The following is a 15,070-nucleotide window of genomic DNA, read 5'->3' on the forward strand; positions in this document are numbered from 1 at the left end:
AGCGCGGTGACGTGTGGAGCTGACTGATACTAATCGATCGAGGACTTAACCTAATACAAAAGCGAAAAGCTCAGTGAATGAATTGTATAATCGTTATCTAGTTTTGAAGGAATATGCCTTCAAACTAAATACAAAGTAAGAGGGTTTCGAGGAACGAACAGTTCAAGGAATCGATTGAGGAGACACCGGAGCGTACAGCTGTACGTGAGGATGTTGACGAATGAGATGACGCAGAAATGTGAAGTTCATCGGAAGCCGAAAACTAATTATCTGGTGGCGATGGCGAAGAGGTCACACCCGTTCCCATGCCGAACACGGAAGTTAAGCTCTTCAGCGCCGATGGTAGTTGGGGGTTTCCCCCTGTGAGAGTAGGACGTTGCCAGGTAATTATGTTTTATAAGTAGTATTATTATCGTCGCGGGGTGGAGCAGTCTGGTAGCTCGTCGGGCTCATAACCCGAAGGTCGCAGGTTCAAATCCTGCCTCCGCAACCAATGGTCCGGTAGTTCAGTTGGTTAGAATGCCTGCCTGTCACGCAGGAGGTCGCGGGTTCGAGTCCCGTCCGGACCGCCATATTTCGATTTTTAACGAAACGTTGATGTTTCGTTTTTTTTATGTCTTTTTATCTATTATTAAATATAAGCTATTGAAAAACAGCCTGTTAATATCAGCTGCAGAAGCTATCTATTGTTAGGAGATCCAGGAGCCTCCTCAGTTATTAAAAATTAACTCTTAACAAAGCTAAACATACAAGCAATTGCCATTAAAAATTTATAATGCCAATATAAAGCGATCTATGATACGATAGAATGTGTAAAACTTGGATAAACTACTACTATTCGCTAAATGAAAATATGATGCTTCCTTAGGAGACGATTCCTAAGGTTTTTTCATAATCTAAGCAATAAAAAATTGAACTGGAGAAAGAAATGGATGAATTTGATTTTATAAATAAATTAAAGCCAAAACAACTCTTTCAAAAACATGTAAAAGTGGGAATAGGTGATGATGCGGCTGTTTATGAACCATCTGCCAATACGAATCAAGTTGTTTGTGTTGACACCATGGTAGAAGGGGTCCACTTCTTAAAATCTTTATCCACGCCAACTGAAATTGGATATAAAGCTTTAGCTGTTAATCTCAGTGACATAGCTGCAATGGGAGCTATTCCTCGTTATTACCTCGTCTCAATCTCCATACCTTCAGGTTGGGGGGAAGAGGAGTTATTAGGCATTTTTAAGGGGATGGAAGAGCTTGCTGAAGCTTATCAATTGGATTTGCTCGGCGGTGATACTGTCTCTACTCATGACAAGCTGGTGATCACCGTCACCGTAATTGGTGAAGCAGAATCTCATGTCGAGACACTTCGGAAACATGCTAGAGATGGGGACATTGTTTTTGTTACAGGTACGATTGGTGACTCTGCGGCAGGGTTGGCTGTTTTATTAAACCAACTAACACTGGAAAATAAGAGCTTTCAGAATTACCTCGTTCATCGACATAAAAGACCAACTCCCCAAATTCAAGCAGGAAGACTTATTTCAACATTACATAGAGCATCTTTAAATGATATAAGTGATGGATTAGCAAGTGAGCTACATGAAATCGCCGAGGCAAGCCAAGTCGGGGTCATGATAAATGAAATTGATTTACCAATTAGTGAAGAATTGCTTTTTGTGAAAAAAACCAATGATATCAATAACTGGATTTTATTCGGCGGCGAAGATTTTGAGTTAGTGGGAACAACCTCACAAGAATCATGGATTGAATTAAAAAGAGCATTTGATCTGAAAGGGATCAAGATTACGAAAATTGGCGTGGTTTCAACAAAACATTCTGACGTATTATTGAAAAGGGAAAATGGTCGTATTATGAAACTTGAAAAGTCGGGATATAACCATTTCAAAAGATAAGTAAGGTGAGTGAATGTGGAAGAATTTGAATTTATTACACAAAGTGCAGATGAGACTTCAATCCTTGCAAAAAGGCTATCTGAAAAGCTGACCAGACGGGATGTCGTAACACTTGAAGGGGATTTAGGGGCAGGAAAAACGACATTTACAAAGGCTTTAGCTGCAGGACTAGGGATAAAGAGAAATGTAAACAGTCCTACGTTTACAATTATTAAAGAGTATACGGATGGAAGATTGCCTTTATATCATATGGATGTGTACCGATTAGAGGATGCTGATGAGGATTTAGGCTTCGATGAGTATTTTCATGGTGAGGGCGTTTCGGTGATAGAATGGGCACATTTAATCGAAGACCAGTTGCCTAATGAACGACTCGATATAAAAATCAATTATATAAATGATTCAACAAGGAAAATCATTATAACACCGTACGGTTCTCATTATGTTGATCTATGTAAGGAGTTACGAGATGAAAGCATTAGCCATTGATACAACTAATAATGTGCTCGGAATAGCATTAATTGATGAAGAAAAGGTAATTGGAGAATATATTACGAATCTGAAAAAGAACCATTCTGTTCGTGCCATGCCAGCAATAGAACGTTTATTAAGTGATTGTGATGTACGCCCAAAAGAGCTGGATAAATTAGTCGTTGCAACTGGCCCAGGGTCATATACTGGAGTTCGCATTGGTGTATCGATTGCTAAAACGATGGCATGGTCTCTCAAAATTCCAATTGCAGGGGTTTCCAGTCTTGAAGTGCTAGCTGCAAATGGCAGATTTTTTAATGGATTCATTTCCCCTATATTTGATGCAAGAAGGGGGCAGGTATACACCGGATTGTATCAATATACTCAACAGGGATTAGCAACAATAGAAAGTGACCAAAATCTATTATTGGTTGATTGGTTAAACATGCTGAATAGTAAACACGAACAAGTATTATTTTTAGGAAATGACGTAAACCTTCATAAAGAAGCCATTGTAGATGTGCTTGGTGAACGCGGCCAAATAGGACAAGTGTCAATAAACAACCCTAGACCAAGCGAGCTGGGGTTTATAGGCTTAAGGAAAGAAGCAATAGATGTTCATTCCCTTGTTCCGAATTATATTAGATTAGCTGAAGCTGAGGCAAAATGGTTAGAACAGCAAAAATAAGATGGTGGACAATATGGATAATAGGTTTTCGATTAGAAAGATGCAAGTAGAAGATATTGAACAGGTTTATCAAATCGAGCTTAATTCATTTTCCGCACCTTGGTCTAAGGAATCTTTATACTATGAGCTCGAGCAAAATTTATTTGCGAAATATTTAGTTGTTGAATATGAAGACCAAGTAGTTGGGTACTGTGGCTTATGGGTGATTATGGATGATGCACAAATTACCAATATAGCCGTTCACCCTGATTATCGCGGGAAAAAGATTGGCGAAGCACTTATAAGATTTGCGATCCAGCTTAGTAAAGAAATGAATGCCAAACGGCTGTCGCTAGAGGTACGAGTATCGAATCATATTGCACAAGCCTTATATAAAAAGGTCGGTTTTGTATCAGGTGGAATAAGAAAAAGGTATTATACAGATAATCAAGAAGATGCTTTAGTAATGTGGGTGAATTTAGAATGAATCAAGCAGATCAGTTTATTTTAGGGATCGAAACGAGTTGCGATGAAACAGCAGCCGCCATTGTTAAGAACGGTCGTGAAATTATAGCGAATGTCGTAGCCTCTCAAATTGAGAGCCATAAGCGTTTTGGAGGAGTCGTTCCGGAAATTGCCTCAAGACATCATGTTGAGCAATTAACCATTGTTTTTGAGGAGGCGATGAATCAAGCAAAACTGGGCTTTGAGGATCTTTCTGCGATCGCGGTAACCGAAGGACCGGGGCTTGTTGGTGCATTATTAACTGGAGTAAATGCTGCAAAAGCGTTGGCGTTTGCTCATGACCTCCCATTGATAGGTGTTCACCATATTGCAGGACACATTTATGCGAACCGGCTTATTACTGAGCTCGAATTTCCGTTGCTTGCTTTAGTTGTCTCTGGAGGACATACCGAGCTGGTATATATGAAAGAGCATGGCAGTTTTGAAGTAATCGGTGAGACGTTAGATGATGCTGCTGGTGAAGCGTATGACAAGGTAGCCAGAACTTTAGGACTCCCATATCCTGGAGGCCCCCATATCGATCGTTTAGCACATGAGGGAGAGCCTACTATTGAATTACCAAGAGCATGGTTAGGGGAAGGCTCGTTTGATTTTAGCTTTAGCGGCCTTAAGTCAGCTGTGATTAATACGCTTCATAATGCGAAGCAGAAGGGAATCCAGTTAGAGGCTAAAGATATAGCTGCCAGTTTTCAAGCAAGTGTCATAGATGTATTAGTAACAAAAACATCCCAAGCTGTGGATAAGTATAAAGTGAAACAGCTGCTCCTAGCTGGAGGTGTTGCTGCAAACAAAGGGCTGCGAACTGCCTTAGAAAAGGAGTTTTCCACAAGAGAAGGACTGAAATTAGTAATTCCGCCATTATCCTTGTGTACAGATAATGCCGCAATGATTGCCGCTGCAGGCAGCATTTTATTTGATAAAGGGAAAAGAAGCGACTTTGCCTTGAATGCTAATCCTGGACTGGAATTAACCTCTTATTAAGCTCTCAATACGAGGGCTTTTTTATATGACCAAAAAGTTGCTGTGAAAGGTTTGATAATCGCAATTATCCACAGGATATACACGATAATTGTAGAACTGTGTAAAATAGTAAAAAATCCTGTCAAATCAAGCATTTTTAGAATGTGGATAACTAGGCTAAATTGGTTTAAAAATGTGGATAATGTGTATAAGTCTGTTGATATGTTGGAAATAAAGGAATTATTATGTGGATAAAAACCTAAGAAAGCTCGATAGAACATTGTGGATTGTCGAATGGTGTAAGTAAATTTGTAGAATAAATAAAAAACAGCAAGACATGATTCTTGCTGTTTTAGTGTAAGTTTTCCCACTCATTCATTAAATTTTCTAATTTCGTTTTGAGAAGCTCACTTTCTGAGTTAATTCTTTGCACTTCTTCATGATTTTGATAAATCTCTGGATCGCAGAGTAGTGCTTCATTTTTTTCAATCTGTTCTTCTAACATACTAATTTCTTCTTCAATCTCTTCGATTCTGCGTTGCTTCTGTCTTTCCTGCTTTTTTAGTTCTTTCTCTTGTTGGTAGGTCAATTTCCCATCATTAACAGATTTAGCACCACTTTGCACTGTAGGTTTATCGTTCTGAATTTGTTCCAATCTCTCCAGCTCAATCTGTTCCTCTTTCTTTGTTAGGAAGTAGTCATAATCCCCTAGGTATTCCTTGAGATGGTCACTTGAAAGCTCAAATATTTTTGTAGCGATTCTGTTAATAAAGTAACGGTCATGTGAAACAAACAGAATGGTACCAGGATAATCAATTAAGGCATTTTCAAGAATTTCTTTACTATCTAAATCAAGATGGTTTGTTGGCTCATCAAGAATGAGGAAATTTGCGTTTTGCAGCATAAGCTTTGATAAAGCAAGTCGAGCTTTTTCTCCACCGCTTAGAGTTGATACCGGCTTTAAGACATCATCACCTGAAAAGAGAAAGTTTCCTAAAACAGTACGAATTTCTTTTTCTGTCTTCTGTGGATAATCATCCCAAAGCTCGTCCAAAACACGTTTGTTTGAGGTTAAATCCGCCTGCTGCTGATCATAATAGCCAATTTGCACATGTGAACCTAACGTAAATGTACCTGTCAGCGGATTTAATTTCTCAACAATGGACTTAAGAAGGGTTGATTTTCCAATTCCGTTTGGTCCAACTAACGCAATGCTGTCACCACGGGAAATAGAAAAGGAAATATCTGAAATAACTGGATGGACTGAATCATAAGAGACGGAAATATTTGAAGCTTTTAAAACATCATTTCCACTTTGTCTTTCAATATCAAATTGAAAGTTGGCAGACTTTTCATTGCCAAGTGGTCGATCCATCAAATTCATTTTATCCAATTTTTTTCTTCTGCTTTGTGCAAGCTTTGTCGTCGATGCCCTTGCAATGTTTCGTTGAATAAAGTCTTTTAGCTTCGCAACTTCCTCTTGTTGTCTTTCATAGGTTTTAAGCTCTTTTTCATAATTTTCGGCCTTCTGTTTTAAATAACTGCTATAATTACCAATATATTTTGTACTAGTATGACGACTAATTTCATAAACTTGGGAAACAATTTTGTCTAAAAAATATCGATCATGGGAAACGATTAATATGGCGCCTGAATAGTTTTGCAAGTATTGTTCGAGCCATGTTAAGGTTTCGATATCCAAATGGTTCGTCGGTTCGTCCAAAATTAAAAGATCAGGGCTTGTTAATAATAATTTGCCTAGTGCTAAACGAGTCTTTTGGCCGCCGCTCAATGAAGATATTTTTGTGGCAGGATCAAATTCGCTAAAACCGAGACCGTGTAGAACAGAACGAATATCTGCTTCATATTGATACCCGCCTTTTTCTTTAAATGTTACTTGTAAGCTATCGTATTCTTTTAATAGCTGTTCAAATCTTTGCGATTCTGCTTGAGGATCTACAGTAGCCATTTTTTGCTCTACTGTTCTCATTTCTTTTTCCATATCATGAAGCTCTTTAAAGACTAAGTTCATTTCATCCCATATGGATAATTGAGATTCTAATCCGGTATCTTGAGCCAGGTAACCGATTGTAACATCCTTTGGTTTTATGATATCTCCTGAATCATGAGATAATTGTCCAGCAATTATTTTTAAAAGAGTTGATTTACCAGCACCATTTCGGCCGACAAGTGCTATTTTATCTCTCGTTTGTACCTCAAGTTTAATATTCGATAGAATAGGATCTGCACCAAAATACTTACTTAGTTGATTTATTTGTAACAATATCATTGTTTTCACCTCTGCTAATGCTTTAAGTGTAGCTTAAATAAGGGGTTTTGGGCAACAAAGATGTCATAAGTGGATAAAACTCATTGATCTGATAAAAAAACCTCCTCGGATTATTTTTATAGAGAGAAACTCATGTTAAAATGACAGAGGCAAAGCATCTAATTGTCACAAATACAAAACAGACAGATTAGTAAAAATAGTGTATAGTCTAGATATAAGGGGATAAAGTATATGTCAGAATTTACCCATTTTAATGAACAAGGCAGAGCCAGAATGGTTGACATCTCTGCAAAAGAAACAACGGTCAGAACTGCACAAGCTAAGACGAGTATTCGATTGACTGAAGAAATTTATCAGAAAATTACCAATCATGAAATCGGAAAAGGTGATGTTCTTTCCGTTGCACAAGTAGCAGGTATTATGGCAGCTAAGCAAACATCTTCTATGATCCCTATGTGCCACCCGATTCCTATTAAAGGTGTAGACATTGCATTTTCATGGAATGTTAGTGAACATGGACATGAATTGGTGATAACTTCCACCGTTAAAACAAAAGGGAGTACAGGTGTTGAAATGGAAGCGTTAACCTCTGCCAGCATTACAGCACTTACTGTTTACGATATGTGTAAAGCTGTGGATAAAGGGATGGTTATAGGTCAAACCTATTTAGTAGAAAAAACAGGCGGCAAAACGGGAGATTTTTTCAGAAAAGAGATTTGATGAAAAAATTACGTTCAATAAAGTGCTTTAATGGGTATGTACAGGACCTGTTATGCGAAAGTTTATAGTATAAGGCTAGTTTCAATCATCATGTTTTGAGCTTGCTGGTTTCACCCCTAATTGAAGTCGCGTTGCATTGGTAAACGGCATTTTTCCTTCATTTTTTTGATGGTGGCGCATTCTGCGTCATAGGGGTTTTGTATGAATGTGAGGGATAAAGAGTGAATATCGAACAATCTAAAATTCCGCAGGCAACTGCTAAGCGATTGCCTTTATACTATCGTTTTTTAAAGAATTTACACTCATCAGGCAAGCAGCGCGTTTCATCTGCTGAGCTTAGTGATGCTGTAAAGGTTGATTCTGCCACGATTCGAAGGGATTTTTCCTATTTCGGGGCACTGGGAAAAAAAGGGTATGGTTATAATGTAAATTATTTGTTATCTTTTTTTAGAAAAACATTGGATCAAGATGAAATGACGAAAGTTTGCCTCATTGGTGTTGGAAACTTAGGAACAGCCTTTTTACATTATAATTTTACAAAGAATAATAATACTGTTATTTCTCTTGCATTTGATGTAGATGATGAGAAAATTGGTACAGAAATTGGCGGAGTTCCTGTTTTTCATTTAGACAGACTTGAAGAGGATTTGCCTGATGATGTTACTGTTGCCATTTTAACAGTACCTGCAACTGTTGCTCAGTCAATTACGGATAGACTTATTGTCAAAGGGATTAAAGGGATCTTAAACTTTACTCCTGCTAGATTAAATGTTCCGGATACCATTCGGATTCATCATATTGATTTAGCGGTTGAGCTTCAGTCGCTTGTTTATTTTTTAAAACATTATCCAAATGAAGATAAATCACTTTAACAAGGAGGTAGATATCAATGTTAACAGTTGGATTCGTTAACTCCATTGGAATTGGAAGCCTATTGTTAATTGCATTTTTTGCATTGTTTATTTTTGGCCCGAAAAAATTACCTGATCTAGGTAAAGCGGTCGGCAGTTCGTTACGGGAATTTAAAAATGCAACGAAGGGCTTAGCAGATGATGAGGAAGATGATGTAAAAAAGAAAGAAAAAACGGACGAAGTTAAGTAAGATAGGATGAAACCGATATGAAACAAAATGAAATGTCGGTCATTGAACATATTGCAGAGCTTAGAAAACGACTTGTTATTGTTGTCGTTTTCTTTTTCATAGCGATTATTGGGGGATTTTTTCTTTCAAGGCCGATTATTGTTTACTTACAGCATACAGATGAAGCAAAGAATTTAACATTGAATTCTTTTAATTTAACAGACCCTTTGATGGTCTATATGAAATTTGCCTTTATTATAGCGTTTGTCCTTACATCACCGGTTATTTTGTATCAATTATGGTCATTTATCAGCCCGGGCTTATATGAGAAGGAGAGACGAGTAACATTAAGTTATATTCCGATGTCGCTCGGACTATTTTTTACGGGTGTTTCTTTTTCCTATTTTGTCTTGTTTCCATTTGTCGTTGATTTTATGGAGGGAATTTCGCAGGATTTAGAGATCAATCAGGTGATCGGAATTCATGAGTATTTCACATTTTTATTGCAATTAACGATTCCGTTTGGACTTTTGTTTCAATTGCCTGTTGTTATTATGTTTTTAACAAGATTGGGAATTGTAACACCGATGTTTTTATCTAAATTTAGAAAATATGCCTACTTTGTTCTGCTTGTCATTGCCGCACTTATCACACCGCCTGAGCTTATGTCTCATTTAATGGTTTCCATACCTTTGTTTATTTTGTATGAAATCAGTATTTGGATTTCCAGAATTACGTATAGAAAAGTGCAAATGGTCAGGTTTGAAGAGGAAAACGCAAAAAAATGAGACTGAATCATTCGTCTCATTTTTTTTTGCTCATTTTTTTCATTTTACTAGTAAAGATAAACATTCTAATGGCAACACCAATATCAAAGGTTGCAATTAGCATTAATAGGATTGTAGGGAAGGAAAAAATACCGTTTTCTGCACTATTTATCGCTAAATACGTAAATATTAATCCCATTGTTAAATAAAAGATCCCCATAGAAATCGGGTTTGTTCTCATGTTAAAAAGCCTCCAATAATCGCTTGAACTTTCTGAAGTTCCTCCATTTGCTTCATCATGTTTTCAATATCCTCACGGAATACAGTTTGAACAATTACAACCATCGTATTCATGGCAACGTGGGCAAAGATAGGCACAATGATGCGTTTTGTTTTTACATATAAAAAAGCAAAGGTAAAGCCCATTGACGCATATAAAAGCAAGTGCTCCGGTTCACCGTGTAAGAGGGAGAAAATAATGGAGCTAATCAATGCTGCAATAATAAAATTCGTCCGTTTATATAACACGCCAAAGATAATCTTCCTAAAAATAATTTCCTCTAAAATAGGGCCGATTATGGATGTAACAAGAATAACAAAAGGTGCTGACTCAATGACACGAACAATCATTTGTGTGTTTTCAGACCCAGGATCTACATCAAACACATTTATTTCGATATTCGCCGCAATACTTTGTGCAATAATCGCTAAAAAGAAGCCGCCGATTGCCCAGCCCACTGAAGCGGCCGCAGAGGAGGGTTCCCCGCGAAGCAAGCTCTCATCTTTCCGTTCTTTCCTTAATAAAAGCAGAATAATGATAAAGGCAGCCATAAAGCTAAAAATGGTCCAATACGCAAACCGTTCAATTTGTGTATCGCCTATATGTAAAATGTTTAAGATACTGATCCCAATTGCGCCTGAAAGCTGCATGAGCATATATGTTAATAAAATAAACCAATAATGCTTTTTCATAGAGGCCTCCTTCATATGATTAAGGTAATAAAATAAATCAAATTTAATTGTAACATACCTTTTAACGATCATATGTATGATAACTATGCGGAATGTGCTAAAAGATGTATGAACGTTTCTCTATATGGCCAAATTTAGTAGGTAAGTTCTTTTAAAAATTTTTTAACTTCATACTTGAAATTGAAAGAAATCTTATATAATATATTAATTGTGTTAGCACTCAAGTGAACTGAGTGCTAATAAAAAGGAAAAATAATCATATTTAAAAGAATTTGAGGAGGTTGTTTCACTTGTTAAAGCCATTAGGTGATCGCGTTATTATCGAGTTAGTAGAATCTGAAGAAAAAACTGCTAGTGGTATCGTCCTTCCTGAAAGTGCGAAAGAAAAGCCGCAAGAAGGTAAAGTAGTTGCTGTTGGTACAGGCCGTGTATTAGATAGCGGAGAAAAAGTAGCACTTGAAGTAGCAGAAGGCGATCGTATTATCTTCTCAAAATATGCTGGTACTGAAGTGAAATACGAAGGTACTGAATACTTAATTTTACGTGAAAGCGACATTTTAGCTGTTATTGGTTAAGGATTAATAACACACAAATATCATAGAAGATTTAAAAATTTGAGGAGGTCTTGTGAAAATGGCAAAAGATATTAGATTTAGCGAAGAAGCTCGTCGTGCAATGCTGCGTGGTGTTGATGCATTAGCAGATGCTGTAAAAGTAACATTAGGACCTAAAGGACGTAACGTAGTATTAGAAAAAAAATACGGTTCTCCTTTAATTACTAATGACGGTGTTACAATTGCAAAAGAAATCGAATTAGAAGATGCATTCGAAAACATGGGTGCTAAGCTGGTTGCAGAAGTTGCAAGCAAAACAAATGATGTTGCTGGTGACGGTACAACAACTGCAACTGTTTTAGCTCAAGCAATGATCCGTGAAGGATTAAAGAACGTAACTGCTGGTGCAAACCCAATGGTTGTTCGTAAAGGAATCGAAAAAGCTGTTGCTGTTGCATTAGAAGAGCTTCAAGCAATCTCAAAACCAATCGAAGGCAAAGAGTCAATTGCACAAGTTGCAGCTATCTCTTCAGCTGACGAAGAAGTAGGTCAATTAATCGCTGAAGCAATGGAGCGCGTTGGTAACGATGGTGTTATCACAATCGAAGAATCTAAAGGCTTCTCTACTGAATTAGAAGTAGTTGAAGGTATGCAATTTGACCGTGGTTATGCATCTCCATACATGGTAACTGATTCTGATAAAATGGAAGCAGTTCTTGATAATCCATATGTATTAATCACTGATAAAAAAATAACTAGCATTCAAGAAATCTTACCTGTATTAGAGCAAGTTGTACAACAAGGTAAGCCGCTATTATTAATTGCTGAAGACGTTGAAGGTGAAGCTTTAGCTACATTAGTAGTGAACAAACTTCGCGGAACATTCAATGCAGTAGCTGTTAAAGCACCTGGCTTCGGTGATCGCCGTAAAGCAATGCTAGAAGATATTGCGATCTTAACTGGCGGCCAAGTCATCACTGAAGAACTAGGTTTAGATCTTAAATCTGCTTCAATTGAACAATTAGGCCGTGCTTCAAAAATTGTTGTAACAAAAGAAAACACAACAATTGTTGAAGGTGCAGGCGCATCTGATCAAATTTCAGCACGTGTAGGTCAAATCCGTGTTCAATTAGAAGAAACAACTTCTGAATTTGATAAAGAAAAATTACAAGAGCGTCTAGCTAAATTAGCTGGCGGTGTAGCAGTTATCAAAGTTGGTGCTGCAACTGAAACAGAATTAAAAGAACGCAAACTTCGTATCGAAGATGCTCTTAACTCTACTCGTGCGGCAGTAGAAGAAGGTATCGTAGCTGGCGGTGGTACTGCACTAGTTAACGTATACAACAAAGTAGCTTCAATTCAAGAAGAAGGCGACACTCAAACAGGTGTTAACATCATTTTACGTGCACTTGAAGAGCCAGTTCGTCAAATCGCACACAATGCAGGACTTGAAGGTTCTGTCATCGTTGAGCGTTTGAAAAACGAAAAGGTTGGCATCGGCTTCAACGCTGCTAACGGCCAATGGGTAAACATGATCGAAGCTGGTATCGTTGACCCAACAAAAGTTACTCGTTCTGCACTACAAAACGCAGCTTCTGTAGCAGCTATGTTCTTAACAACTGAAGCTGTTATCGCTGACAAGCCAGAACCAGCTGGTGCTGCTATGCCTGACATGAGCGGCATGGGCGGAATGGGTGGAATGGGCGGCATGATGTAATCTGCCCCTAAAAACCTTTATATATCAAGGTTTGAATGGTCACGACTATATGTCGTGACCATTTTTTGACCTTATTTATCAAAATTAACTACATTTTTCATTAGATTTCCGAATCTTGTGGAGTCCTGTTTTCTAACAGCTTTTGTAGTGTGTAAATATATTTCTTTCGTTATTTCGTCATCTGAATGGCCCAACCTTTCCATAATCCTTTCTAAACTAACATCAGCTTCAGCTAATAAAGACGTATGTGTATGACGTAAGGAATGTGGAGTTAAATGTGTATTAAGGCCACTAATTCTCAAAAGCCGTTTCATCCTATTACCAACTAGTTTGGGGTATATTGGGTATCCTGGAGTTTTCTCATTATTAACAAAAATAAAACCTTGATCATGATAATCTTTTCCTAATGCTAACTTCATTTCTTTATTTCTCAATATGACTCGATTTAAGCAAGCATATACTAATTCGTCAATATCGATGGTTCTTCGCGATGATTTTGTTTTTGGTGGAACAATAGCATATTTTTTAATGTTATTACCAGGATTATAATAAGTCTTTGTTATTGATAATAAAAATCCTTCTGATACTTTTATATCGTTTTCCTTTAAAGCGCAAAGTTCACCCACCCTTATTCCTGTATAAGCTAAAGTAACGAACATTTCAAAGTCTAATTCCAATCCCTTATCCCTTGCTGTATTTAAGAATAATGCCAATTCTTCTTTTTCCATGAAGTTAGGAATAATTATTTCATTTTCTAAATCTTCAACTGTTTCTTTGTCTCTTGGAATATAAGCATATTCAGTTGGATCCTTTTTTATATACTCTAGCTCTTTGGCTTTACTAAAGATCATTTTACTAGTTGCAAATATGCCCTCTAATGTCCTTTCTGCAAATTTAGATTTTAAATCGTTAATAGCTCTCTGGAACTGGTGCCTGGATATATCTTGTAGCTTAATATTTGAAAAATAGGGGAGAAGATTATTTATTTCGTGTTGTCTAATTCGGATAGTTCCTGGTTTAACTTTTCGTTGTTCTTTATAAATTTCTAACCATTCTACAACAAAATCCTTAAAGAGTTTGCTGTTTTCACCAATAAATTTTCCTTCAAAAATTTCTTTTTCCATTTCTGCAGCTGCTCTTTGTGCTTCTTTTTTCGTTTTAAACCCTCGTCGAGTTGTTGATTTTGGCTTTCCTGTAAGGGGATCAATACCGGTATAAGTCTTAAATAACCACTTTTCTCCAGTCTTAGTTTTATATTTTTGGAAAGATGCCATATAATCACCTCATTTTCAGGAATATACGTTCGATTTTAGTGTTAAATTAAGCCCCATCTTAATAAGACAGGGTAGAATGCTTCTATTCTACTGTAAATAAACCATTACAAATTTCCTTCTTTGTTACTTAAATATGTATTGAATGGGGGTAAAACCTCTCGAATAAAAAAACGCAATAAACAAGCGTGGTTATAATGAAATGCGTAAATATCACTATTAAAATATTAAAATTTTTTGAGATGTGATAACTCCTTTGGAATCCCGTTCATCTCGAAAATTTCAAATATAGATAGATTGGTATTTTTATATTTATAAAGTTGCTCATCTGGAAGAAGTAACTCTATAGCAAATGAATTTGCTTCAACCTCAATCTTCTCGACTGAAAAGAAGGTATTTGCCCTTAAGAAGGGGGTGTTTGATCGTGGATGTAAAATAGCATGTCCTAATTCGTGAGCACAGACAAATCTTTGTAAATGTTCATCTAAAAATTAATTGATGTTTATAAACTTTATACGGCTGTCATGAAAGTAAAAACCTAAAGTATTGCCAAGATCAGCATATTCTATTTCAATCCCCTTAGACCTTGCGATTTCAAATGGATTGTTAGTTTTATGCTTTTTAATCAGCTCATTAGTTTTATCTCTAATTGATGCCATTAACTAATACTCCCTATTTATCATCGTCATTTCTATATTTTTTAGGAGTAAATTTCTTTTTAGCTAATTGTTTAGCAGTACGGAGATTACTTTCAATTTGTGCCTTTACAAGCTCACGTGTAACATCATCCATTGGTTCACCATAAAAAGCCACACCAGAATCACTTTCTAAGTCGTTTAGGATTGATTCTAACTTTTTAGCGATATCACGTTCATCTTTTTCAGAAAAGAAATTTTGGTTATTACTTTTGGGTTTTTGTATTTGTTTAATGTAACCTGCAATTACCATCAAATCTTCATAGGGATATTTATAAGCATTTGATATTAATTCTAGCGTTTCAGGAGTAGGCTTAACCTGTTTACCAGACCTTTTATCAAAACCTTTTTCAATCGTATCAAGATATGTATGGCTAATTCCTATTCTTTTAGAAGCTTCTCTTAGAGACTCATTACCTCTTAGTTTTTTTAGTACTAAAGATCACACTCCTTTAAGAATTATTATAG

General features: G+C 36.7%; 16 protein-coding genes, 2 tRNA genes, 1 rRNA gene and 1 pseudogene. 14 read left to right on the plus strand and 6 right to left on the minus strand.

Going from position 1 to position 15,070, the window contains the following annotated elements; translation table 11 throughout:
* Positions 1-269 precede the first annotated feature (269 nt).
* The 8 genes from rrf (at position 270) to tsaD (ending at position 4,556) form a co-directional block, all read left to right on the plus strand.
* Positions 270-385 (plus strand): 5S ribosomal RNA (gene rrf, locus WQ54_RS15090).
* Positions 386-416: 31 nt separating this feature from the next.
* Positions 417-493 (plus strand) — tRNA-Met (locus tag WQ54_RS15095).
* 2 nt (positions 494-495) lie between these two features.
* Positions 496-572, plus strand: a tRNA-Asp gene (locus WQ54_RS15100).
* A gap of 356 nt (positions 573-928) precedes the next feature.
* Complete coding sequence (gene thiL, locus WQ54_RS15105; protein ID WP_046517874.1) at positions 929-1,912, plus strand: thiamine-phosphate kinase; 984 nt, start codon at positions 929-931, stop codon at positions 1,910-1,912.
* A gap of 15 nt (positions 1,913-1,927) precedes the next feature.
* On the plus strand, positions 1,928-2,401 hold the full coding sequence (gene tsaE / locus WQ54_RS15110) for a tRNA (adenosine(37)-N6)-threonylcarbamoyltransferase complex ATPase subunit type 1 TsaE (RefSeq protein WP_046517877.1): 474 nt from the start codon (positions 1,928-1,930) through the stop codon (positions 2,399-2,401).
* Positions 2,382-3,071 carry a tRNA (adenosine(37)-N6)-threonylcarbamoyltransferase complex dimerization subunit type 1 TsaB gene (gene tsaB, locus WQ54_RS15115; RefSeq protein WP_046517879.1) on the plus strand — a complete coding sequence of 230 codons (690 nt, stop codon included), beginning with the start codon at positions 2,382-2,384 and terminating at the stop codon, positions 3,069-3,071. The genes tsaE and tsaB overlap by 20 nt, the downstream gene beginning before the upstream one ends.
* A gap of 13 nt (positions 3,072-3,084) precedes the next feature.
* Positions 3,085-3,537: a ribosomal protein S18-alanine N-acetyltransferase gene (gene rimI, locus WQ54_RS15120; RefSeq protein WP_046517881.1), complete on the plus strand. Its 453-nt coding sequence runs from the start codon at positions 3,085-3,087 to the stop codon at positions 3,535-3,537.
* On the plus strand, positions 3,534-4,556 hold the full coding sequence (gene tsaD / locus WQ54_RS15125) for a tRNA (adenosine(37)-N6)-threonylcarbamoyltransferase complex transferase subunit TsaD (RefSeq protein WP_046517884.1): 1,023 nt from the start codon (positions 3,534-3,536) through the stop codon (positions 4,554-4,556). Before rimI ends, tsaD begins: the two co-directional genes overlap by 4 nt.
* A 331-nt stretch (positions 4,557-4,887) precedes the next feature.
* On the opposite strand, the gene WQ54_RS15130 is transcribed toward tsaD, so the two are convergent.
* Positions 4,888-6,825, minus strand: a complete 1,938-nt coding sequence (locus WQ54_RS15130) for an ABC-F family ATP-binding cassette domain-containing protein (protein ID WP_046517885.1) — start codon at positions 6,823-6,825, stop codon at positions 4,888-4,890.
* A 231-nt stretch (positions 6,826-7,056) separates the two neighbouring features.
* Between WQ54_RS15130 and moaC the strand changes: the two genes are divergently transcribed.
* From moaC to tatC, 4 genes are all read left to right on the plus strand, one after another.
* The gene (moaC, locus tag WQ54_RS15135) at positions 7,057-7,545 is read left to right on the plus strand and encodes a cyclic pyranopterin monophosphate synthase MoaC (protein WP_046517888.1); all 489 of its coding nucleotides are present in this window, start codon (positions 7,057-7,059) and stop codon (positions 7,543-7,545) included.
* A gap of 221 nt (positions 7,546-7,766) precedes the next feature.
* Positions 7,767-8,417, plus strand: coding sequence for a redox-sensing transcriptional repressor Rex (locus tag WQ54_RS15140; protein ID WP_046517891.1), 651 nt, complete (start codon positions 7,767-7,769; stop codon positions 8,415-8,417).
* Positions 8,418-8,434: 17 nt separating this feature from the next.
* Positions 8,435-8,647: a twin-arginine translocase TatA/TatE family subunit gene (locus tag WQ54_RS15145; protein ID WP_046517900.1), complete on the plus strand. Its 213-nt coding sequence runs from the start codon at positions 8,435-8,437 to the stop codon at positions 8,645-8,647.
* 17 nt (positions 8,648-8,664) lie between these two features.
* Positions 8,665-9,414 carry a twin-arginine translocase subunit TatC gene (gene tatC, locus WQ54_RS15150; protein WP_046517902.1) on the plus strand — a complete coding sequence of 250 codons (750 nt, stop codon included), beginning with the start codon at positions 8,665-8,667 and terminating at the stop codon, positions 9,412-9,414.
* Between the two features lie 16 nt (positions 9,415-9,430).
* On the opposite strand, the gene WQ54_RS15155 is transcribed toward tatC, so the two are convergent.
* Together WQ54_RS15155 and WQ54_RS15160 are read right to left on the minus strand one after the other, a co-directional pair.
* A complete protein-coding gene (locus WQ54_RS15155; RefSeq protein WP_046517905.1) occupies positions 9,431-9,634 on the minus strand; it encodes a YdiK family protein in 204 nt (67 codons plus the stop codon).
* Complete coding sequence (locus tag WQ54_RS15160) at positions 9,631-10,365, minus strand: CPBP family intramembrane glutamic endopeptidase (RefSeq protein ID WP_046517907.1); 735 nt, start codon at positions 10,363-10,365, stop codon at positions 9,631-9,633. The genes WQ54_RS15155 and WQ54_RS15160 overlap by 4 nt, the downstream gene beginning before the upstream one ends.
* Positions 10,366-10,655: 290 nt before the next feature.
* Between WQ54_RS15160 and groES the strand changes: the two genes are divergently transcribed.
* Positions 10,656-10,940: a co-chaperone GroES gene (groES, locus tag WQ54_RS15165; RefSeq protein ID WP_046517910.1), complete on the plus strand. Its 285-nt coding sequence runs from the start codon at positions 10,656-10,658 to the stop codon at positions 10,938-10,940.
* 58 nt (positions 10,941-10,998) lie between these two features.
* Positions 10,999-12,636 carry a chaperonin GroEL gene (gene groL / locus WQ54_RS15170; protein WP_046517912.1) on the plus strand — a complete coding sequence of 546 codons (1,638 nt, stop codon included), beginning with the start codon at positions 10,999-11,001 and terminating at the stop codon, positions 12,634-12,636.
* Between the two features lie 71 nt (positions 12,637-12,707).
* Here groL and WQ54_RS15175 read toward each other — a convergent pair whose 3' ends face one another.
* The 3 genes and pseudogenes from WQ54_RS15175 to WQ54_RS15185 form a co-directional block, all read right to left on the minus strand.
* Complete coding sequence (locus WQ54_RS15175) at positions 12,708-13,910, minus strand: tyrosine-type recombinase/integrase (protein WP_046517914.1); 1,203 nt, start codon at positions 13,908-13,910, stop codon at positions 12,708-12,710.
* Positions 13,911-14,134: 224 nt separating this feature from the next.
* A pseudogene (locus WQ54_RS15180) lies at positions 14,135-14,566 on the minus strand (ImmA/IrrE family metallo-endopeptidase).
* Positions 14,567-14,579: 13 nt separating this feature from the next.
* The gene (locus tag WQ54_RS15185; protein ID WP_052737809.1) at positions 14,580-14,855 is read right to left on the minus strand and encodes a hypothetical protein; all 276 of its coding nucleotides are present in this window, start codon (positions 14,853-14,855) and stop codon (positions 14,580-14,582) included.
* Between the last annotated feature and the right edge of the window lie 215 nt (positions 14,856-15,070).

The sequence above is a fragment of the Bacillus sp. SA1-12 genome (assembly GCF_000981385.1).
In the GTDB taxonomy this organism is placed as follows: Bacteria; Bacillota; Bacilli; order Bacillales; family Bacillaceae; genus Metabacillus.